The organism is Streptomyces sp. enrichment culture (assembly GCF_964272855.1).
In the GTDB taxonomy this organism is placed as follows: domain Bacteria; phylum Actinomycetota; class Actinomycetes; order Streptomycetales; family Streptomycetaceae; genus Streptomyces.
This window is the reverse complement of record NZ_OZ186847.1, coordinates 7,557,013-7,578,597: the sequence shown is the minus strand read 5'-3', so window position 1 is coordinate 7,578,597 and position 21,585 is coordinate 7,557,013. Positions and strand designations below refer to the sequence as shown.

Below are 21,585 nucleotides of genomic sequence, written 5' to 3'. Positions count from 1 at the left end.
CTACCCCCTGAGTGTGACTTAGGTGAGGCTAACCTCATTCATCGCGTGTGTGGAAGAACTCCAGCAGCACCCGGTTCACCTCCGCCGGGCGCTCCAGGTAGCCGTAGTGGCCGCAGTCCTCGATCTCCCGGTAGCGGGCGCCGGGGATGGCGTCGGCGACCTCGCGGGCCAGGCGCGGCGGCAGGATCAGGTCGTCGGCGAAACCGATCACCAGGCAGGGCACGGTGATGGCCCGGTAGGCGGCGAGCCGGCCGTCCGGCACGCACAGCTCCGACTGGGCGCGGACGCCCGGCCCGGTGACCGGGGGCGCGAACTCGAAGAGCTCCAGCCAGTCCTGGACGTGCCGCTCGTCGTCCAGGGTGGCCGGGGAAAGGTTCTGCAGGGCACGCGTCCAGGCGGAGTACGCCGGCGGCAGCTCCACCCCGGCGTCGTACAGGGCGCGTTCGGCGGCGGCCATGGCGGTGCGCAGGGCGTCGGTGCGGCCCCGGGTGGCCATCAGCACGCCCTGGCGGACGAGTTCGGGCCGGGCCAGCAGCAGCTCCTGGACGACGTACGCGCCCAGGGAGACGCCGACGACGCGGCAGGGCGCGAGGTCCAGGTGCTCGATCAGGCCGGCGGTGTCGGCGACCAGGTCACCGATGGTGAAGCCCTCCGCGCACTCGTCGGTCGGCGGGACGCCCCGGCTGTCGAAGGTGACCGTCCGGTACCCGGCCGCGACCAGCGCGGGCACCTGGTGGAGGTGCCAGGAGCGGCCCCCGGCGCCCCGGCCCGTCACCAGGACCACCGGATCGCCCTGGCCGGTGTCCTCGTAGTGCAGGCGGATTCCGTTGATCCGTGCGCTCGGCATGCCCCTCCCTGGCGTACGGCGGTCTGGTCAGTCGGTGGCCTCGACGGGCGCCGGCGGCCGGTCCTCGGTCGCGGGCGGTCCCTGGAGGGTGGCCCTGCGCAGGCCGGGCATGGCCACCGCGAGGGTCGCCACCCCCGCCAGGCAGACCAGTCCGCCGAGGACGGCGGCCCCCGCGGAGGACCCCAACGCCCTTGCCACCAGGCCCGCTTCGAGGTTGCCGACGGACGGGCCGGCGGTCGCCTGGGCGAGCCACAGGCTGCCGACCCGGCCCTGGAGCCGGTCCGGGGTGTGGTGCTGGAGCAGGGCGCGGCGCAGGATCTCCGAGGCGGTGTCGCCGAAGCCCGCGAGGGCCAGGAAGGCCAGCGCGAGCCACAGGCCGGGGCTGAGCCCGAAGCAGGTGACGGCCACGCCCCACAGCGCGACCGCGCCGATCAGGGCCCGCCCGGTGTGGTGCACCCGGCCGGTCCAGCCGCTGGTCAGCGCCCCGCACAGGGAGCCGACGGCGGGGGCGGTGTAGAGCAGTCCGACGGTGGACGGGCCGCCGCCGAAGTGCTCGGTGCCCAGCTCCGGGAAGAGCGCGTACGGCATCGCGAAGACGACCGCGCACACGTCGATCAGCAGCAGCCCGGCCACCACCTGGCTGCCGCGCAGGAAGCGCAGGCCCTCCGCCATCGCCCGCATCGGCCGCTGCCGCTCCCCCGCCGGGTCCGGCGGCATGGCGGGCAGCGGCGCGAGCAGGGCGAGCCCGACGACGTACACCGCCGCGTCGACGGCGAAGCACACCGCGACGCCCGGGCCCGCCGCGATCAGCCCGGCGAGCGACGGACCCAGCACGGCGCCGAGTTGGGCGGTGAGCGTGATCAGCGCCCCGGCGGCGGCCAGTTGGCCGGGCGCCACCAGGGACGGTGTGGCGGCCATCAGGGCGGGCCCGCCGAGGCCGCTCGCCGCGCCCGCGAGCACGGCCGCCACGTACACGAACCACACCTGGGGCTCGGACAGTGCCGCGTTGACCGCCAGACCGGCGATCACCACCGCCGTCACGGCCCGGGTGACCAGCACGATCCGGCGCCGGTCGACCCGGTCCGCGAGCAGACCGCCCGCGAGCAGACCGACCAGCAGGGACAGCCCGAGGGCCAGGCTCATCAGGCCGACGCGCACCGAGGAGCCGGTGAGCGTGTAGATCTGCACGCTCGCCGCGACCGAGGTGAGATGGGTGCCGACCATGGAGATCGCCTGGGTGGCGAAGACCAGTCGGAAGGGGCCGCGGGCCCGCAGCGGCGCGATGTCGACGACGACTTCTCCGAGACGCACGCCCGGACCCTAACCCTCGGCGGGGACCACGTACGGGGCGACGCTGCGCAGTTTCTCGCAGGTCTCCTCCAGTTCACGCGTGGGAGTGGACCCGGCGAGGATGCCGGCGCCGGCGCGCAGCCAGGTGCGGCCGTCCTGTTCGAACAGACTGCGCAGGACGAGCGCCGCGTCGAGTTCCCCGTCGTCGGCGGCCATGAGGACGGCGCCGCTGTAGACGCCGCGCGGCCCGTCCTCCAGCCGGGCGATGCAGTCGTACGCCTGGGACTTGGGGATGCCGGAGGCGGTCACGGCCGGGAACAGCGCGCGTAGGGCGTCCCAGCAGGTGGCGTCGTCGTCCAGCCTGCCGTGCACGCTGGAACCGAGGTGCTGCACGCTGCCGCGCCGCCGCACGGTGAGCAGTTCACGGACGGAGACCGAGCCGGGCCGGCACACGGTGGCCAGTTCCTCCTCGGCGAGTTTCACCGAGAGCACGTGCTCGGAGATCTCCTTGGGGTCGGCGAGGAGTTCGGCGCGCAGCCGCTCGTCCTCCCGTTCGCCGAGGCCGCGCGCCCGGGTGCCGGCCAGCGGCTGGGTGACAAGCTGCCCGTCCGCGCCGACCTCGACGACCGTCTCGGGGCTGAATCCGGCGACCCGGCGGCCGCCGAGACGCAGCAGGAAGGAGCGGGCGGGGGTGTTGTGGGCGCGGCCGTGCAGGTAGGTGCCGACGAAGTCGACGGGGAACGACACGGGGACGGAGCGGGAGAGGATCACCTTCTGCAGGCCGGTCGCGGCGGCGCGGATCTCGTCGACGGCCCGCGCCACGAGACCGGGGTAGTGCGCCGCGCCCTCGGTGATGTCGACGGGGCGGGGCGCGGCGACCGGCCGTTCGGCGGGCGGGGCGGTGAGCAGCGCGAGCAGGGCGTCCACGGTCTCCCGGTCGGCGCCGCGGACGACGGCCGTGCCCCGGCGGAGCCTGACTTCGGCGTGCGGGACGATCAGATGGAGCAGGTCGGCGTCGCCGGCGCGGTCGGGGCGGCCGGCGTGGAGGTGGGCGAACTCGTAGGCCATCCAGCCGTACGCCCGCCAGCCCTCGATGCCGCTCTCGCCGAGCAGTCGGTGGACCTGGCGTAAGGGGTACGGCCCTACGGGTGCCGTCGACTCGGCGGCGAGGACGCGGGCGCGCACCTCGGAGCGGTTCACCACGATCTCGGCGACCGCTCCTCCGGCGAACCAGCAGTCGCCGTCGCGTTCGTAGATCACGTACTGGTCGAACAGGCCCGACTCCGCCAGTGTCGTGGCCCATGGCACGGGGTCTCCCGGCAGTTCCGTCTCCGCGCACCGGTAACGCAGCAAGGACCTACCTCCCTGGAGTTAGGCTAACCTAACCTAATCGGCAAGGAGCCTAGCCTCCGCATCGAAGGCGCGTCCAGAACGCGTTCGACGCGGACTCGCACACATCCCTCCAGGCTTGACCCGGCGACTTAGGTAGGCAAGCCTTTCCTAAACAGCAGGCGGGAGTTGGGCATGCTCGACGGGTGGGTCCCCTGGCCGAAGGAACTGGCCGAGCGCTACCGCGCCGAGGGTCACTGGCAGGGCCGGCCGCTCGACCGGCTGCTGCGCGACCGGGCCGGACACGACCCGGGAAGCACCGCGCTCGTCGACGCCGGCGGCAACCGCTGGACGTACGCCGAACTCGACGCGCGCGCCGACCGCACGGCCGCCGGACTGCGGGCGCTGGGCATCGGCGACGGCGACCGCGTGGTCGTCCAACTCCCCAACACGGACGCGTTCGTGGTGCTGTTCTTCGCGCTGCTGCGGGCCGGCGCGATCCCCGTGCTCACCCTGCCCGCACACCGCGAGAGCGAGATCACGCACGTCGCCGAGGTGGCCGGGGCCACCGCCTACGCCATCCCCGACGTGCACGACGGCTTCGACCACCGCGTCCTCGCCCGGGCCCTGCGCAAGGCGGTGCCCTCCGTCGAGCACGTGCTGGTGGCCGGGGAACCCGCCGAGTTCACCCCGCTGTCCGCCGTCGACGCCGACCCCGTGCCGCTGCCCGCGCCCGACCCCGGCGACGTGGCGCTGCTGCTGCTCTCCGGCGGCACCACCGGCAAGCCGAAGCTCATCCCGCGCACCCACGACGACTACGCCTACAACGTGCGGGCCAGCGCCGAGGTCTGCGGCTTCGACGAGTCCACCGTCTACCTGGTGGTGCTGCCGACCGCGCACAACTTCGCCCTCGCCTGCCCCGGACTGCTCGGCACTCTGCTGGCGGGCGGCACGGTGGTGCTCTCCCCCACGCCCAGCCCCGAGGACGCCTTCGCGTTGATCGAGCGGGAGAAGGTCACCGTCACCGCGGTGGTCCCGCCGATCGCGCTGCTGTGGCTGGACGCGGTGGAGTGGGAGGAGGCCGACCTGTCGTCGCTGCGGCTGCTCCAGGTCGGCGGCTCCAAGCTGGGCGCCGAACCCGCCGCCCGCGTCGGCCCCGCCCTCGGCTGCGCCCTCCAGCAGGTGTTCGGGATGGCGGAGGGCCTGCTCAACTACACGCGGCTGGACGACCCGGACGAGTTGGTGCGGCACACCCAGGGGAGGCCGCTGTCCCCCGCCGACGAGATCCGCGTGGTCGACGCCGACGGCGACGACGTACCGCCCGGCGAGACCGGCGAGTTGCTGACCCGCGGCCCTTACACCCTTCGCGGCTACTACCGGGCACCCGAGCACAACGCCCGCGCCTTCACACCGGACGGCCACTACCGCACCGGCGACCTGGTGCGGGTCCTGCCCACCGGTCATCTGGTCGTCGAGGGCCGGGAGAAGGACCAGATCAACCGGGGCGGCGACAAGATCTCCGCGGAGGAGCTGGAGAACCACCTCCTCGCCCACCCGGCGGTGCACGACGCCGCCGCCGTCGGCATGCCCGACCCGGCCATGGGCGAGCGCACCTGCGTGTACGTCGTCCCGCGCGGCCCGGCGCCCACCCTGCGGGAGCTGACCGCGTTCCTGCGCGAACGAGGCCTGGCCGCCTACAAGTCGCCCGACCGGCTGGAGGTCGTCGACGCCTTCCCGCGCACCTCCGTCGGGAAGGTCGACAAGAAGGCGCTCGGCCGCAGGATCGCCGAGCGGCTGCGCGCGGAGGGGGGCGCGAGTGGGGGGTGAGGCCGCGCGCACCGAACAGCCGGACGTACGCCGTCCCGCTCCGCCCGCCCCACCGCACCGGCGCCGGGCCCCCGCCCGGACCCTGGCCGTGCTCGGCGCCCTGCTCCTGCTGCTCGCGGCCGCGTTGCTCAGCCTCGCGATCGGGTCGCGCTCGCTGCCCGTCCCCGTCGTCTGGGACGCCCTGCTGCACGACGACGGCTCGACCGCGGCGTCCGTCGTCTGGGACGTCCGGGTGCCGCGCACCCTGGCCGGAGTCGCGGCAGGCGCCGCGCTCGGCGTCGCCGGGGCCCTCATCCAGGCGCTGACCCGCAATCCGCTGGCCGACCCCGGGCTGCTCGGCATCAACGCGGGCGCCGCCACCGGCGCGGTGTGCGCCATCTCGGTGCTCGGGCTGACCAGCCTGTGGGCGTCGGTGTGGTTCGCGCTGCTCGGAGCCGTGGTGGCGGGGCTGCTGGTGTACTCGCTGGCCTCCGGCGGACGCGGCGGCGCCACTCCGGAACGGCTCGCGCTGGGCGGAGCGGTGATCGCCGCCGTGTTCACCGGGGTCGGCCAGACGCTGATGCTGCTCGACGCACAGGCCCTGGACCAGCTGCGGTTCTGGAGCGTGGGCTCGCTCGCCCGGGCCGACGACGAGACGCTGACCATGCTCACGCCGTTCGTCGCGGTGGGCCTGATGGTGGCGCTGACCCTGGTCCGGCCGCTGAACGCGCTGGCACTCGGCGACGACACGGCCCGCGCGCTCGGCGCCCGGCTCACCCGGACCCGCTTCCTCGGCCTGCTCGCCGTCACCCTGCTGTGCGGCGCGGCGACCGCGGCGGTCGGCCCGCTGGTCTTCGTCGGGCTCGCGGTGCCGCACATCGCCCGCCTGATCGTGGGCGCCGACCAGCGCTGGACGCTGCCGCTGTCGATGCTGCTGGCCCCCGCCCTGCTGCTGCTCGCTGACGTCCTCGGCCGGATCGCCGTACGCCCCGACGAACTGGACGCCGGAGTGGTCACCGCGGTCGTCGGCGCGCCGGTGTTCATCGCCCTGGTGCGGCACCGCAGGGTGGTGACGGCATGACGCGGACTCAGGCCCCGCCCCTCGGCAAGGCCGCGCCCCCACGGGCCAGGGTGGTCCGCAGCCGCTCCCAGCGGCTGTCGCTGCGCGTCGACGTGCGCGCGGTGGCCGTCTGCGTGCTGGTGCTGGCCGGCACCGCCGGAGTGGGCGTCCTCGCGCTGGGCACCGGCGAATACGGCATCTCCCCCGCCGACGTGGTGCGCACCCTGCTCGGCAACGGCAGCCGGCGCACCGACTTCGTCGTGGGCCAACTGCGGCTGCCCCGGCTGCTCACCGGCATCCTCGTCGGCGCGGCGCTCGGACTGAGCGGCGCGCTGTTCCAGAGCCTCACCCGCAATCCGCTGGGCAGCCCGGACATCGTCGGCTTCACCTACGGCTCCGCCACCGGAGGCCTGCTGGTCGTGCTGGTCGCCGGCGGCAGCGGCGGGCAGGTCGCGGTCGGCGCGGTCGGCGGGGGCCTGGCGACGGCGGTCCTGGTGTACGTCCTGGCCTGGCGGCACGGCGTGCACGGCTACCGGCTGGTGCTGGTCGGCATCGGGGTCAGCGCCCTGCTCCAGGGCGTCAACGCGTATCTGCTCGCCAAGGCCCGGTTCGCGCACGCCGCGCAGGCCATGGTGTGGCTCAACGGCAGCCTCAACGGCCGCGGCTGGCACGACGTACGCCCCGCCGCGATCGGGCTGCTGCTCGTCCTGCCGCTGGTCGCGCTCGCGGCGGGCGGCCTGCGGGTCCTGGAGATGGGCGACGACCTGGCGGGCGGCCTCGGGGTGTCCGTGCAGCGGACCCGGCTGGCGACGCTGGTGCTGGCCACGGCCGCCTGCGCGGTCGCCACCGCGGCGGCCGGGCCGATCCCCTTCGTGGCGCTGATCGCCCCGCAGCTGGCCCGCCGCCTCACCCGGGCCCCCGGGCCCAACCTGGCGGCGGCCACCTGCACCGGCGCCCTGCTGGTCGTCACGGCCGACTTCGCGGCGCAGCGGATCCACGAGACGGCCCAGTTGCCGGTGGGCGTGGTGACCGCGGTGATCGGCGGGCTCTATCTGGGCCTGCTGCTGCGCCGGCAGCGGCGGGCGGGCCGTATCTAGCCGCACCCGGCCGTGTCCGGCGGTGCCCGGCGATGTCCACCGTGTCACCGAAGAGACTGGCCGCCGCCCCCCTCGGAACCGGCTCTCGGCCCTGTGGAATGATGACGCGCCCATGAGGACCCGAACGCCACGACGCTGGCTGATCGCCGGGACGACGGCCGCGTGCGTGGCCGCCGCGGCACTCGCCGCCACGCTGGAGACCGAGTCGGCCGCGCGGCAGACCGAGGCCGTCACCCACGAGAAGCTGCCGCTGGGCTCCGCCACGCTGCCGGAGACCCGGACCTCGCGGCAGGTCGCTTCGGGCGTGACCCACATCGCGATCGAGCGCGGCCGGGAGTCGGCGGACGACTTCTGGACCGTCACGATCGGCGTCGCCACCAGCGAGCGGGAGGCCGCCGGGCTGGAGGCCGAGGCCCGCGACGCCGGTTACGAACCACGGCGTGACCGTACGGCGGGGCCGGCCCCCCAGGGGCCGGGTGACCGGCCTCTCGGCTGGATGGTGCGGGTGGGCCGGTACGCCGACCGGGCCGCCGCCGACCGGGCGAGGACCGAGATGGCGGCCCGCGGGCTGTCCGGGAGCGTCCAGCACACCGGTGAGGACGGGCACGCGACGACCGGCCCCTGGTCCCTGGATGTGCTCGTCGTCGACCCCGCCGAGTTCCACGGCCGCCTCCGGTCCGAGCCGGCGAGCGGGATCGTGCCGGGTCGCGAGACCACCAGCTCCTTGGCGCGGCGCACCGGCGCCCTCGCCGCGGTCAACGGCGGTTACTTCGTCACCGGCGACAGGACGACCCCCGGCAACGGGGTGGCTGGCACCGACGGCGACCTGGCGGGCGTCTCCGTGGTCGGCGGGGACCTCGTCTCCGAGGCCGTGAACGGGCGGCCCGCCCTGATCGTGCCGACCGGCTCCGGCCGGGGCAGTTCGGTACGGCGGGTCACGACCGAGCTGACGGTCCGTACGGCGGACGGCGCCGGCCGCGAGGTGACCGGCCTCAACCGGCAGTCCGGCCTGGTCGCCAACTGCGGCGGCGTCGGGAACGCCACCCCCTTCGCCCACCCCGCGCACGACTACACCTGCGGCAACCCCGACGAACTCGTCGCCTTCACACCGGCGTTCGGAACCACCGCCCCGGAAGGCACCGGATACCAGGCCACACTCGACGCCGACGGCCGGGTGACCGCCGTCCAGGACAGCCGAGGCGGCTCCGTCCCCGCGCGGGGCACCGTACTGCAGGGCACCGGGACCGGCGCCCGGTGGCTGCGCACCCACGCCACGATCGGGGCCCGGCTGACGGTGCGCGGCACACTCGTCGACGCCGAGAAGGGCACCCGGCTGCCGCTCACCCCGAAGACCTCCGTCGTCAACGGCGGTCCGCTGCTGCTGCGAGGCGGCCGGACGGTCCTCGACCCGGTGCGCGACGGGTGGAGCCCCGAGGACATCCACGGCGTGGACCGCGCGGCCTTCTACAACGACTGGTACCTGCGCCGCAATCCGCGCACCGCGGCGGGCGTCACCCGGGACGGACGCATCGTCCTGCTCACCGCCGACGGCCGCCGCCCCGGCCACAGCGCCGGGCTGTCGATCACCGAGACCGCCACGGTCATGCGCGCTCTGGGAGCCGTGGACGCGATCAACCTGGACGGCGGCGGCTCGACGGCGATGGTCGTGGGGAACGAACTCCAGGGCCTCCCCAGCGACCGCACCGGCGAACGCGCCATCGGCGACGGGCTCGTCGTCCTGCCCCGGCGACCCCGGTAGCCGCGACGCCGACCGCCTGCTGCCGCGGGCGGTACGGGTGGCGCGGCTTGTGCCAGGCCTCCTCGGTCACCAGGGGCGCTGCACGGGTGGCAGATCCGCGGTGACCGGCCCGTCGACCCATTCGGCGACGTCCACCGGGTCGGGTGCGGCCCCGGTCGTCTGCCGGATCCTGTGGTACAGCGCGCGGACCAGTTCCGGCCGGTGGATCAGCGCCCTGGCCGCCGCTGCCGGTGCCCGCTGATCGCGGCGCACGGCGAGGGCGAGACGGACCCACGGCTCGGGCGAGAGAGAGCTGTCCGCGATCTGCCGGGTCGCCAGCAGCCGGGCCTCCCGGAGATCGTCGAGGAGGCGGGCGATGTCGGCCGCCTGTCCGTCCCGGTCCGCGTCCTGCGGCCCGGCGCCCTCGTGCGTGCGCCGGAACTCCGCGAGGTCCACGGCCGCCTCGCGCAGCAGGGGCAGGCCTGTGTCCAGCAGCCGGGCCGCCGGGTCGGGGCAGAGGGCGGCGAAGCCCCTGGGGATGTCCGGGCATTCGCCGCCGGCGGCCCGGGCGCGAGTGAGACGGGCGGACACGTCCCCCTCGACTCGCAGGTGGTGGAGGCGCCAGCGGGCGCGCTGTCCGGCGGCGGCCTCGACGGCGAGCGCGGCCACCTCCTCGGGGATGTCGGTCTCCCCACGCCAGGGGCTCGCGGTCGTCTCCAGTTCGTCCATGAACTTCCGGCCGGCCTCGCCGAGGTGCGGGGAGGAGCGCAGGGCGGTGAACACGTCCCAGGTCTCCCGGCCCCAGTAGGCCAGTTCGAACTGGGCGCGCCGCCGCTCACGGCCGCTGCTCGCGCGGCTCAGCCGCCACCAGAACTCGGCCACGCCGAGGTGCGCGAACACGCCCTGGAAGAGGCCCGGGAACGGACGCGGGTCGTCCCGCCAAGGCGCGTAGCCCGGCTCCGTGAAGCGCCCCGCGGTGTGCAGGGTGACGCCGTGCAGGACGCCGGTGAGCTGCGTGTGGCGGAACTCGTGCACCAGCGTCGCGGCCAGTTCGGTCGCGTCCCGCGGTTCGCTCAGGGTGATGCCGCCGAACGCGTCGCTGGACGTCAGGGACATCCCCGTACGGCCGGGGCCGGCCGGCGGCCGGGGCGTCAGAGCGGTGACCGCGCGTCCCATCGCCTCCGCCCGCGGTGCGTCGAGGCGGACCAGGAGCCGCCACGCCTGCTGGACGAGAGCACCCCAGCGGGCGGCGCGTTCCGGGGTGAGCGGGTCGGGGGACGAGGGCCCGTCGACGTCCCGGAACGGATCGCTGTCGTCGAGCACCGGAGCCCAGGAGGCCGCCGCCGTGCGGGCCGCGATGCGGTGTGGCGTGTGCCAGCGGGCCGGGCCGCGGCCGGGCGCCTCCGGGATCGGGATGCTGCCGCCTCCCGCCTTCAGCACGGCCTGCCCCGCCACCACTTCCACGAGCGCGGTCTCCGGCCGGCCGGCACCCGCCGCGGCGTGGCCGAGGGTCGGCAGGTGGACGACTCCGTCACGGACCGGGACCGGGCCGGTGAAGTCCAGGCCCGCCTTGACGGCGGCCGCGGCGGCGAGGGCGTTGAGATGGCCGAGGTCTGTCCCGACGCGGACGGCCGCCGTGTCCTCGGGGTTCTCCAGCCTGCGCAGGACGTGGGCCATCCAGCGGCCTGTGGCGGGATACAGCAGGAGGTCGTCCAGGACGTCCGGCGCCGTGTCCTCCAGTTCCAGGAACAGCTCCACCGCCGGCTCGACCGGGAGCCGGGGATGCAGGAGGTGCGGTGACGCCATGGCGGCTTTGACGACCCGCGCCCAGGTCACCTTCCGGAGGCCGCGTTCCTGCCGGATCAGCCCGTCGACGAGGTCCCGTGTCTCCCGGCCGGTGGCGGCGCGCCGGGCGGCGAGGGTCAGCCCGTGTGACGGGGGCAGCGGTTTCGACGGCGGCTCGGGGCCCTCCTCCGGCGGGGCCGGCGGCCGGTAGGTCGGCTCCGCCTTCCCGCGGGGCGAGGGGGAGGTGTAGTCCACCCACGACATCCCGCCGCTCCCGCCGGGTTCGCCGCCGCCCCTGCTGATGCGGGGGCGGGTGAACCGCTCCAGGATCCTGAGGATCTCGGGGTCGTCCTCGTCGGCCAGTGCGAGGGCGTCGCGCAGCCGGAGGTCGGCGAAGTCCGGTACCGCCTCGCCGCGGTCGTCGGTGCCGTCAGTGCCGTCGATCATCGGTGCCGCCCCCTGTGCCGTGCCGGTCCGTCCGTCGTCTGTCAGCTCGTCCAGGACGAGAGCGAGGTTGCGTCGGCAGGTCACGACGTCGGGATGTGTGTCGCCGAGACGTCTGCATAAACTGTCGCCCACCGCGCGGTAGTGGGCCGCCGCCTCCTTGCGGCGGCCGAGCAGGTGCAGGACCGTCCCGAGTTCGTGACGGCTGGCCAGGGTGGCGGGATGCTCTGCGCCGAACCGGCGCTCCTCCACCCGCCGGATCGCCGTGAACTCCGCCTCGGCCGCCGCGTACCGCCCCTGGTCACGCAGGACGCGGGCCCGTTCGTGGCGGGCGACCAGCACGTGGGGATGGTCGTCGGCGTGGCCCTCGCCGTAGCCGTCCATGACTTGGGTGATGGTCTGCTCGGCCTCGTCGGTGCGCCCGGCGTCGCGCAGACTCCGCGTGAGGCCGGTGCCGATCGTGAGGGTGTCGATGTGCCGCTCGCCCAGCATGTTCCGGCTCTCCTGCCATACGGAGCGCAGTTCGTCGGCGGCCTCTTCCCAGAGCCCGCGCCGGTGGAGGACGGAAGCGATGTCACGCCGGGTGCGCAGCAGCCCCAGGGCGTTGGCCTCCGGGTCGCGTCGGCGGACCTCCAGCACGGTCCGCAGTTCGCGCTCCGCCTCCGCGTAGTTGTCGGCGCCGCCGAGGCCGCGCAGGGCCCGGGCCAGGCCCCCGCGGGCCGAGGGGAGCAGCGGGTCGTCGTCCGGCAGCGTGCGCGCAAGGCGCCCGATCGTCTCCCGGTACTCGGCGACGGACTCGGACAGATCACCGTTGTCCCGCAGCGCCCAGGCCAGACTCAGCCGGCCGGCGAGGGTGTGGCGGTGGTCCGGGCCGAGGCGGCGGGTGCGCAGGTCGGCGACGGCTCGCAGGTCGGCGACGGCTTCGTCGTAGATGCCCATGTAGGTGCGGTACTCGGCGGCGCGCACGGCGAAGCGGGTGGCCCGGTGAAGCAGCTTGGGGCCGCTCCCGTCCAGACCGGGCAGGTGCAGCGCCGCGGAGCAGTGCGGTGCCCAGTGGCGCCACAGCGGCCAGTCCGCCGGGTTGCCCGGGTCGAGCGGGTCGGTCGCCCCGCCGAGCAGCACGACGGCGAGCTCCAGGTACTCCGCGCCGTGGGCCCGGTTGAACTCGCGGACCAGCGGATGGAGGGTGAGCACCCAGCGGATGTCGGTGGTGAACGGGCGGTCGGCCGTGAACGGTTCCACCTGGATCAGGCCGAGCTCCTTCAGCCCGCTGAGCGCCGCGCTGATCTCCGGCTCGGTGACGTCCTCGAACTGGGTGCTCGCCGCCAGCGCGTCGGAGGACAGGAGCTGCCGGTGCGGCAGGGGTGCCAGGCCGAAGCAGGAGAGCAGGCGCAGCAGCGGCCGGGCGAAGCGCCTGCCGCGGCTCTGCGGAACCTCCTCGGCCTGGCGTTCCAGGAGCCGGAGGGAGAGTTCCCAGGTGGTCCGGATGGTCCGTCGGTCCGGGTCCGGATCCAGCTGCGTGCCGTCGGGGTCGGCCACGTCCTCCGGAAGCCGCTGGTGCACGCTGCGCCGGTAGGCCTCGAAGGTCGCCGGAGCGTCCGGGTCCGCTGCGACGCCCTGCTTGTCCGCCGCCAGGTACGACCCGGCCAGATACAGGGCGAGCGGCAGGCCGCCCAGCCGTTCCGCCAGCAGGCGGGCGGCCGGTTCCTCGCCCGCCTCCGGCGCCAGGTCGATGAGCACCTGGGCGCCGTCGTCCGCGTCCAGCACGTCCACCGGCAGCATACGTGCCTTCGGGTCCCACGCCGTGAGCCGGGAGTTGCGGCTGGTCACCAGGACCGTGCCGTTCGGGCGCCTGGGGCGCAGCCGGCGGATCACCGCCCTCAGGGCCGCGGGGTCGTCCATGTTGTCCAGCACGAGCAGCCACGGCACGGTGAGGGAGTTCAGCTGCCGCCACAGCACGGTGGACGGGTGCGCCCGGTCGAAGTCGCCCACGTCCGCCCCGGCGGCGAAGGCTATGGAGTGCAGCGCGCCGTAGAGGTCGCCGTCGGCTTCGGAGACCCACCAGACGTGCTCCAAGTCGGGTTCGAGCCGGTGCGCGATCTCCAGCGCCGCCGTCGTCTTCCCGCAGCCGCCCAGACCCGACAGCACCCAGGTGCTTCCGCCTCCGTCGCCGTCGTGGCCAGCGAGGCGCCGGCGGACCTCCTGCTCGACCTGGGCCACGAGGTCGTCCCGCCCGCGGATGAGTTCCTCGTCCACCCGGCGCGGCGGCAGGTCCACCGGGGGCAGGGGGGCGGGCGACGCCGCCGGGCCCGGGCCCGGGACGACCGCCTCGTACGGGAGGCCCTGGACGTACAGAAGCTTGTCGGCACGGACGTAGAAGATCCGTTCGGCGACGATGTTGTCCCGGCCCGTGACGTTGCCGTCCCCGGTGACGACCTCGCCGATGTCCCCGCCCGCGGCCACGGCCCTGGCCTCGGAGGCGGTCACCGACGGGCGCGACCGTCGCGGTGGCTCGTCCGTGTCGTCGTCCGCGCCCTCGCCGCCGCCCTTGCGGAACCGGCTCACCGCGGCCCTCCCCCGGCCCCGGTGCCACCGTCGTACGGACCCCCGTCACGGCACCGGTGACGCCCCCCATCCCTGCCCATGCCCTTCCGTTCCCCGTCGTCCGGGCGGTCCAACCCTGTCGCGGGTCAGCGTCGGTACAGCCCGACGAGCGTGCCGCTGGCCAGCTGCCGGCGGTCGAGTACGCGGTGCACGTCGTCGGCGGTGGCGTCGTCGGGGAGGGAGACGGGTTCGGGGAGGGCGTAGAGGCGGAAGAAGTAGCGGTGCGCGTCGTCGCCCACGGGTGGTTTGGGGCCGCCCCAGCCGCGTTCCCCGAAGCCGTTGCGGTGCGGTTGGCCGCCGGGGCCGGTGCCGCCCGCGGGCAGCCCGTCGGCGTGCGGGTCGATTCCGGTCACCAGCCAGTGCAGGAAGGTCCCCGAGGGCGCGTCGGGGTCCTCGCACACCAGAGCGAGCTCAGCCGCCTCATCGGGGACTCCGGACCAGGTCAGGGGCGGGGAGACGTTGTCCCCGTCCTTGGCGTACCGGCGCGGTATGGCGGTGTGATCGGTGAATGCGGAGCTGTTGAGTTCTATTCCGGCCATGTGCGCCGCAGTACCCCGGACATCCGCGGTCGAATCGGGCGCTACTGGCCCAGCGGGGCGGGCGGGGCGGTGTCCGGGACCGGGTCGGGCAGGGTGGGGCGGGCGGGCCGGGCACGCTCCTTCGTCAGGGCGCCGGTGATCCTGCGGGCCAGCAGCGGGTCGGCGGGCAGGACGTGCGAGGCGAACCAGCGGGCGGCGGACGGGTCGGGCGACGGGTCGGCGAACTCGGCGCCCGCGTAGTCGTCGAGCGGCGGGTCGTAGACGTATCCGGTGACGACGCCGTGGTTCACCACCCGCTCCACCAGGGCGTCGCGGTCGTGGACCAGCAGCGGTACGCGGAACAGGGGCACCAGGCCGTCGTGGGCCGTCAGGCCGCGCAGCGCCGGGGACGACCAGGCGGTGCCCGACAGCAGCGAGACTCCGGCCCGGCGGCGGTCGAGGTCGCCGTCGAGCCTGGCCAGGCGCAGCCCGAGCTGGCCGCGCAGCAGCGCCCCGTGCCGGGCGCGGTAGTCGTGCAGGTCGACGCGGACCCAGGGTTCGTACGCGGTCAGGCTCGGGGCGTGGCGGGCGGAGCCGGTGAGCCGGGGCGCGTGCAGGGCCATGCGGAAGTCGTCGCGTTCGAGCAGGCCGAGGCGCTGCATGGAGCGCCACACGGGGCGCACCAGGTGCAGGGTGCGCACGGTGGAGCGGGCCAGGGGCCGCAGGGTGGTGGCGAGGTCGGCGCGCAGCCGGCGCGGGACGAGCAGGTCGTCGCGCAGGAGTTCCAGCTCCCGCCGGGTGCGGGCGTCACCGACGGCGAGGAAGCCGCCGGCCATGGCGGCCACGTGCTTGGACAGGCTGAAGGCGGCCGCCGTGCCGAAGGTGCCGACGGGCTGTCCGTCCACGTGGGTGCCGATGGCGTGCGCCGCGTCCTCGATGAGCGGGATGCCCAGCGCGTCGCAGCGGCGGCGCAGTTCCACGACCCGGTCCGGCATGCCGTACAGGTTGGTGGTGAGGACCGCGTCGACGGTGCGCCAGGTGGAGTCCGGTACCGCGTCGGGGTCGATGTTGCCGTCCCACACGTTCACGGGCGCCTGTACGGGTCGCAGCCCGGCCGCGAGGACCACGAAGAGGATCACGTCGTCGTTGACCGGGGACATCAGCACCCGGGCGCCGGGCCGGCACCAGCGACGCAGGGCGAGGTAGAGGGCCAGTCTGGCCGAGGGGGTGTAGACGCATTCGCGTCCGAGCCGCCGTGTCATCGCCGCGGCGAGCCGCGATCCGTACGGCATCGTCACCTCTTCCGTTTCTGTTCCGTGGAGTGCGGGTGCGGTGTGCGGGTGTGGTGTGCGGGTGTGGTGTGCGGGTGTGGCGGCACGCCGCCGGTCGGCGTGTGCCGGTGTGCCAGCGGGGGGGAGACGCCGGTTCGTTCAGCGCGTGCGGGTGGCGGCGGCGCGCCCGCTGCGCAGGGTGCCGACCGTCTTCAGCAGCCGGTCGGCGGGCTGCCGCAGGCCGGGGTGGGCCAGGACCGTGTTGCGCAGTCCGCGCACCGGTCTGCGCCACAGCCGGTGGGCGGCCGCCACCGGGTGCGGGCGGGTGGCGAACCCCTCGCCGACCCGCAGTTCACGGGTCTTGAGCCAGTCCTTGTACTCCTTGTCGCCGCGCCCGAAGTCCATCACGCGCACACCGTCGTGGCGCGCGGCCTCGGCCATCCGCAGATGCATGAGCAGGCCGGGCGAGTAGTAGCGCAGCTCGGGGTCGTACGTGGTGAACCAGGCGGCGAGCACGGTGTGCGACCGGGGTCCGAAGTGGGCGGCGACCGGCCGGTCTCCGGCGTAGAGCACGGAGAGCACTCCGGTGCAGTGTTCCTCCCGCAGTTGGAAGAGGTGGTCGACGAGGCCGACGATCCAGGGCCGGGAGAACCGGTCCATGCGGCCGGTCCTGCGGTACTGCGCGGACTTCCAGCGCATCAGCCGGCGCAGCATCCGCGGGTCGCGCTCGTCGTGCACGAACCGCACCTCGCCGAGGTCGCGGGCGAGGCGGCGCTCCTTCTTCAGCGTCGTCTTGGCGAGGCCGGGGTAGGTGGCGCGCAGCCACTGCGGGTAGTCGGCCTCGTCGCCGGGTCTCAGGTCGACGACCGGTGAGGCGAAGGTGCCGGTGACGTGCTCGGCGAACGGCTTCTGTTCCTCGACGAGGTGGTCGAACTCGAAGATGGACAGTCCGCAGGCCCGCAGCAGTGCGTGGGTGTCCCAGGTCACACCGGGCAGATGGACGAGGGCCTGGCAGTCGGACAGGCCGAGGCCGATGGCGCGGCCGACGCCGAGGGGGTTGCGCTCGTACGGCAGGAAGCCGACGGGTTCCCCGCCCTCGCGGAGCACGGCGACCCGGGCGCCGCTCCGGAACCGGGCGATGCCGGCGGCGAACTCCGGTGACAGGAACGGGTTGGCGTACTCGGGTGACTCCTCCATCGCCCGGTGCCAGGCCCCGACGAGCGGGGCGTCCAGTTCCTCCGGTCTGTGGATCGTGATGCTGCTCAGGCTTCGCATGTCGACCGCTCCCCCCAGAACCGCGCCGCAAGGCTCAAAGGTGGCGAAACACCACGCACGCCGTCAAGAGTGCCCGCCGAAACGGTTCCGGCGGCCCCCCTTCCGATCGCCCCGGAGCGACATGGTTATCATCTGAGCGCCACCTAGCTCGAAAGATGGATCTGTGACTGTCAACGAGGACTCGTTCACGAACTGGAAGAACCGCGAAGAGATCGCGGAGTCGATGATCCCGATCATCGGGAAGCTGCACCGGGAGCGGGACGTCACCGTCCTCCTCCACAGCCGCTCCTTGGTGAACAAGTCGGTGGTCAGCATCCTCAAGACCCACCGCTTCGCCCGGCAGATCGCCGGCGAGGAGCTGTCGGTCACCGAGACGATGCCGTTCCTGCAGGCTCTGACCACGCTGGACCTGGGCCCGTCCCAGATCGACATCGGCATGCTCGCCGCCACCTACAAGGCCGACGACCGCGGTCTGCCGGTCGAGGAGTTCACCGCCGAGGCGGTCGCCGGGGCCACCGGCGCCAACAAGATCGAGCGCGGCGAGGGCCGGGACGTCGTCCTCTACGGCTTCGGCCGCATCGGCCGCCTCGTCGCCCGCCTGCTCATCGAGAAGGCCGGCTCCGGCAACGGACTGCGGCTGCGCGCCATCGTGGTGCGCGGGGGCGGCGACCAGGACCTGGTGAAGCGGGCCTCGCTGCTGCGCCGCGACTCGATCCACGGCCAGTTCCAGGGCACGATCACGGTCGACGAGGAAGCCGGCACGATCGTCGCCAACGGCAACACGATCAAGGTGATCTACGCCAACGACCCGTCCGAGGTCGACTACACGGCGTACGGCATCAAGGACGCCATCCTCATCGACAACACCGGCAAGTGGCGCGACCGCGAGGGCCTGTCGAAGCACCTGCGCCCCGGCATCGACAAGGTCGTGCTGACCGCGCCGGGCAAGGGCGACGTCCCGAACATCGTGCACGGCGTCAACCACGACACCATCAAGCCGGACGAGCGGGTGCTGTCCTGCGCCTCCTGCACCACCAACGCGATCGTCCCGCCGCTGAAGGCCATGGACGACGAGTTCGGCGTGCTCCGCGGCCACGTGGAGACCGTGCACTCGTTCACCAACGACCAGAACCTGCTGGACAACTACCACAAGGCCGACCGCCGGGGCCGCTCGGCGCCGCTCAACATGGTGATCACCGAGACCGGTGCCGCCTCGGCCGTCGCCAAGGCGCTGCCGGACCTGAAGGCGCCGATCACCGGCAGCTCCATCCGGGTGCCCGTGCCGGACGTCTCGATCGCGATCCTCAGCCTGCGCCTGGGCCGCGAGACCACCCGCGAGGAGGTCCTGGAGTACCTGCGCGACGTCTCGCTGAACTCCCCGCTCAAGCGCCAGATCGACTTCACCACGGCCCCCGACGCCGTCTCCATGGACTTCGTCGGCTCGCGCCACGCGTCCATCGTCGACGCCGGCGCCACCAAGGTCGACGGCGACAACGCGATCCTGTACCTCTGGTACGACAACGAGTTCGGCTACTCGTGCCAGGTCATCCGGGTCGTGCAGCACGTCTCCGGGGTGGAGTACCCGACGTACCCGGCGCCCACCGTCTGATCCCGTCACCCGGCGACGGCCGTGTGCCCGCCCGCCCCTCCTGGGCGGTGTGAGCACACGGCCGTCGCCGTTTGCGTTGCCGACGTCCGAAAACAGCGCAACCATTCCCCCATCCCGGCTGTCTCACCTGATAACGGACAGTAGATCTGCGGGGAACACAATGGGACGAACGAAAGCCGTATCGGTGACGCTCGCGCTCCTGGGCGCGACCTTGGGGATGGCGGCGGTGCCGGCCGCGGCCGGCACCCTCACCGCCACCCAGGCCACCGCCTGCCCCACCGGCTGGGGCAGCGGCACCAAGACCGACGACGCCGCCACGACGGCGCCGGTGACGGACATCAGGGCGGGCCGTCACGCCTGCTTCGACCGGCTGGTCGTGGACATCCCGGGCGGCGGCACCGTCGGCTACCGGGTCGGATACGTCGACCAGCTCCACCAGGACGGGTCCGGCACCCCCATACCCGTCGGCGGCGGAGCCGTCCTCGAGGTACGGGTCGCCGCACCCGCCTACGACCCGGAGACCGGCGCGCCGACCTATCCCGCCCGGGCCGGGCAGGCCCTGCCGGGTGTGGACCTCACCGGGTACCGCACCTTCCGGGACGCCCGCTTCGCCGGCAGCTTCGAGGGCGACACCCAGATCGGGCTCGGCGTCCGTGCCCGGCTGCCGTTCCGGGTGACGCAGCTGGCCGACCGGGTCATCGTGGACGTCGCCCACAACTGGACCGGCGCCAGCTGACCGGACCGGTTCCCGGCCGAGCGGGCTGATTCTGCCTGACCGGACCGGTTCCTGGCCGAACGAACTGATTCCGCCTGACCGGACCGATCACCGCCTGATCCGGGCCGGCGCCCGTCGGCCCGGATCGCGCCCCGGCTCAGGCCCCGGATCAGGCCCCGGATCAGGCGGCCTGCCGGGACCTCGGGGCCGCTCCGGCCGGGCGGGCGGCCCGCGCCGCCCGGCCCCGCCGGGTCGGCCCCCACGGCTTGAGAACCGAGACCGCCGTCATGAAGACGTAGGCGGACAGCGAGACGACCGGGCCGAACAGCACATCGCCGGCGTCCGGCAGCGGTCGTCCCGCGGCGACCGCGGCGACCGCCTCGTTCACCCCCGGCCGCAGGGCGAACGCCGTGGCGGTGGTCGTGGCGAGCGTGAGCCAGAACTTGGTGTACACCCACCGGTGACGCGCGAGCCCCCACGCGGTGCCCAGCGCCAGCACCAGCCCGCTGAGCAGGGTGAGGAACGCGGCCGGCAGCAGCAGCCAGTCGGCGAAGAGCTTCATGGCCCGTACGGAGGCCTCCACGGCCGCCGCGGAACCGGTGCCGGCCGCGGTGGTCCCGAGGGCGAGCAGCCCGAGCGTGAGCCCGAGCCAGCAGGCGGAGGCGGCCACATGGACGACGAGGAAGGCCCGGCGTGCGGGTCGGCTGAGTTTCACGCCCACCACGCTGCCCGGCCGCGGCGGCGAACGCGTCTGACGGCGGGAACAACCGCGGGTACTCGGCTGGGCGTACACGCCACCGCGAGGGCTGGCAGATCTTCCCGCGCGACGGGTGAAACCGCAGGTCAGCGCGGCGCCTGTGGGGGCGTCAGGTGGCGCAATACTTCGGCAACACCACTGTGCGCCACCCCCGCCTGGTTCAGAACCCCAGTCGTCCCCACCTCCCGAGCCGCAGGGCCGGATCAGCGGCGTGGTGGCCCGCTTCATCGAGGGCGAGGAGGCACACGAACGGATGGACCGGCTGGCCCGTAAGTACCTGGGCAGCGAGCGCTTTGAGTGGATCATGCCAGGGGAACAGCGGGTCGCGGTGATCGTGCGCCCGGTCAAGGTGCGGCACATCCTCGGGGTGGAGCGGTTCCGTCCCGGCGGTCCGGTCCGCGCTGACCGGCACACCCGGCATGGCAGGCGTCGCCGCGGGCTGGGTTCCTTGATGCCGGGGATTGCCTGTATCGCGGGCGTATCGAGAATCGCATACGCCGCCACAACGGCCCTCGGTCTCCAACGAGGGCGTGAACCACGACGCATCCCTGTCAGCCCCGCCCCGCCGCACGCACAGGCTCGTACTCCTCAGCCTGGAGGTCCTCGGCATGGATGACCATGATGCCGGGCGGCGCGGCCGGCATCGTCCCCGGCCGGGTGAGCCTGGCGCCGCTGCGGGGCCTGGTCACGATGGGGCCGCTCGGGGTCGTCGGCAACCTGCCAGTGACTACAGACAGCTCGCCGAGCTGTTCGGGCACGGCGCCTTCGACGACTACCTCCACCTCCACGTACCCGGCGCCGGTTTCCACCTACCCGGCGCCCGGCGGGGTGCTGGAGCGGGCGGGCTCCGAGCAGGCCGACCAGTTCTTCTACTGACTCACCGAGGGCCCGGACCCCGACAGGTGGCCCATCCTCATGCGGGGCGAAATCCCTGGTTCCTGGCAGCGGTTCGACGGGATGACCGGGGGCCGAGTTCATCTACCGCATGCTCACCGACCGGCAGCACCCGTTGCGAGCCGTGCGGCGCGCCTGCCGACGTACCCCGTGACACGTCTGTGACAGTCGGCGGACAGCGTCGTGAAGTCGTCCGGGCAATCTTTCTCAAGAGGACAAATAGAACTATTCGGTCGTACGCCTCCTGCTTCCGAGGATGCGAGCAGTGATGACCGAGCCGATCCGTCGGAGACGATCCCATGAGCCTCACCGTCACCATGCCGCACGTCGAAGCCCCCGCTTCTGTGCTGGCTCCGCGCGAGCGAGAGACACTGCGACACATCGCCGCTGGGCGTACCTACCTGCAGACGGCCCGCCACATGGGGCTCTCCAAACACACGGTCGACGCCTATCTCCGCCGTATCCGGGCCAAGCTCAACATCCACAGCACGGCCGAACTCACCCGCCTGGCCATCTCCATGGGGCTGTGACGCCCGACCGTGCCGG

The 21,585-nt window shown here is 73.8% G+C and carries 16 protein-coding genes; 8 read left to right on the top strand and 8 right to left on the bottom strand.

All coding sequences use genetic code 11. From position 1 onward, the window contains the following. Window positions 1-34: 34 nt before the first annotated feature. From ACSU6L_RS33775 to ACSU6L_RS33765, 3 genes are read right to left on the bottom strand one after another with little or no spacing between them, the layout of a single operon-like run. Window positions 35-847 (bottom strand): alpha/beta fold hydrolase, encoded by an 813-nt coding sequence (locus tag ACSU6L_RS33775; protein ID WP_437063043.1) that lies wholly within the window; start codon window positions 845-847, stop codon window positions 35-37. Between the two features lie 27 nt (window positions 848-874). After that, window positions 875-2,158 (bottom strand): enterobactin transporter EntS, encoded by a 1,284-nt coding sequence (entS, locus tag ACSU6L_RS33770; RefSeq protein ID WP_437063041.1) that lies wholly within the window; start codon window positions 2,156-2,158, stop codon window positions 875-877. A 9-nt stretch (window positions 2,159-2,167) separates the two neighbouring features. Then, a complete protein-coding gene (locus ACSU6L_RS33765; protein WP_437063039.1) occupies window positions 2,168-3,490 on the bottom strand; it encodes a salicylate synthase in 1,323 nt (440 codons plus the stop codon). Between the two features lie 171 nt (window positions 3,491-3,661). Here ACSU6L_RS33765 and ACSU6L_RS33760 point away from each other — a divergent pair, with 171 nt between their 5' ends. The 4 genes from ACSU6L_RS33760 (at window position 3,662) to ACSU6L_RS33745 (ending at window position 9,188) form a co-directional block, all read left to right on the top strand. Continuing rightward, entirely contained in the window at window positions 3,662-5,293 is a 1,632-nt protein-coding gene (locus ACSU6L_RS33760) for a (2,3-dihydroxybenzoyl)adenylate synthase (protein WP_437063037.1), read from the top strand. Continuing rightward, window positions 5,283-6,353, top strand: a complete 1,071-nt coding sequence (locus ACSU6L_RS33755) for a FecCD family ABC transporter permease (RefSeq protein WP_437063035.1) — start codon at window positions 5,283-5,285, stop codon at window positions 6,351-6,353. The genes ACSU6L_RS33760 and ACSU6L_RS33755 overlap by 11 nt, the downstream gene beginning before the upstream one ends. Continuing rightward, window positions 6,350-7,429, top strand: coding sequence for a FecCD family ABC transporter permease (locus tag ACSU6L_RS33750; protein ID WP_437063033.1), 1,080 nt, complete (start codon window positions 6,350-6,352; stop codon window positions 7,427-7,429). The genes ACSU6L_RS33755 and ACSU6L_RS33750 overlap by 4 nt, the downstream gene beginning before the upstream one ends. Before the next feature lie 112 nt (window positions 7,430-7,541). Continuing rightward, entirely contained in the window at window positions 7,542-9,188 is a 1,647-nt protein-coding gene (locus tag ACSU6L_RS33745; RefSeq protein ID WP_437063031.1) for a phosphodiester glycosidase family protein, read from the top strand. A 66-nt stretch (window positions 9,189-9,254) separates the two neighbouring features. Here the strand turns inward: ACSU6L_RS33745 and ACSU6L_RS33740 are convergent, their stop codons facing one another. The 4 genes from ACSU6L_RS33740 to ACSU6L_RS33725 form a co-directional block, all read right to left on the bottom strand. Further along, window positions 9,255-13,961 carry an aKG-HExxH-type peptide beta-hydroxylase gene (locus ACSU6L_RS33740; protein ID WP_437063029.1) on the bottom strand — a complete coding sequence of 1,569 codons (4,707 nt, stop codon included), beginning with the start codon at window positions 13,959-13,961 and terminating at the stop codon, window positions 9,255-9,257. Window positions 13,962-14,086: 125 nt separating this feature from the next. After that, on the bottom strand, window positions 14,087-14,539 hold the full coding sequence (locus tag ACSU6L_RS33735) for a YbhB/YbcL family Raf kinase inhibitor-like protein (RefSeq protein ID WP_437063027.1): 453 nt from the start codon (window positions 14,537-14,539) through the stop codon (window positions 14,087-14,089). 41 nt (window positions 14,540-14,580) lie between these two features. Next, window positions 14,581-15,810, bottom strand: coding sequence for a DegT/DnrJ/EryC1/StrS family aminotransferase (locus tag ACSU6L_RS33730; protein ID WP_437063025.1), 1,230 nt, complete (start codon window positions 15,808-15,810; stop codon window positions 14,581-14,583). Between the two features lie 138 nt (window positions 15,811-15,948). Further along, window positions 15,949-17,064: a GNAT family N-acetyltransferase gene (locus tag ACSU6L_RS33725; RefSeq protein WP_437063023.1), complete on the bottom strand. Its 1,116-nt coding sequence runs from the start codon at window positions 17,062-17,064 to the stop codon at window positions 15,949-15,951. A 163-nt stretch (window positions 17,065-17,227) separates the two neighbouring features. On the opposite strand from ACSU6L_RS33725, the gene ACSU6L_RS33720 reads away from it, so the two are divergent. Together ACSU6L_RS33720 and ACSU6L_RS33715 are read left to right on the top strand one after the other, a co-directional pair. Then, entirely contained in the window at window positions 17,228-18,673 is a 1,446-nt protein-coding gene (locus ACSU6L_RS33720) for a glyceraldehyde-3-phosphate dehydrogenase (protein ID WP_437063021.1), read from the top strand. A 160-nt stretch (window positions 18,674-18,833) separates the two neighbouring features. Then, window positions 18,834-19,409 carry an AMIN-like domain-containing (lipo)protein gene (locus ACSU6L_RS33715; RefSeq protein WP_437063019.1) on the top strand — a complete coding sequence of 192 codons (576 nt, stop codon included), beginning with the start codon at window positions 18,834-18,836 and terminating at the stop codon, window positions 19,407-19,409. Window positions 19,410-19,569: 160 nt separating this feature from the next. On the opposite strand, the gene ACSU6L_RS33710 is transcribed toward ACSU6L_RS33715, so the two are convergent. Beyond that, window positions 19,570-20,103 carry a DUF2269 family protein gene (locus tag ACSU6L_RS33710; RefSeq protein ID WP_437062995.1) on the bottom strand — a complete coding sequence of 178 codons (534 nt, stop codon included), beginning with the start codon at window positions 20,101-20,103 and terminating at the stop codon, window positions 19,570-19,572. 654 nt (window positions 20,104-20,757) lie between these two features. Between ACSU6L_RS33710 and ACSU6L_RS33705 the strand changes: the two genes are divergently transcribed. Both ACSU6L_RS33705 and ACSU6L_RS33700 read left to right on the top strand, forming a co-directional pair. Next, window positions 20,758-21,021, top strand: a complete 264-nt coding sequence (locus ACSU6L_RS33705; protein ID WP_437063017.1) for a hypothetical protein — start codon at window positions 20,758-20,760, stop codon at window positions 21,019-21,021. A gap of 317 nt (window positions 21,022-21,338) precedes the next feature. Next, window positions 21,339-21,569: a response regulator transcription factor gene (locus ACSU6L_RS33700; RefSeq protein WP_073945074.1), complete on the top strand. Its 231-nt coding sequence runs from the start codon at window positions 21,339-21,341 to the stop codon at window positions 21,567-21,569. Window positions 21,570-21,585 lie beyond the last annotated feature (16 nt).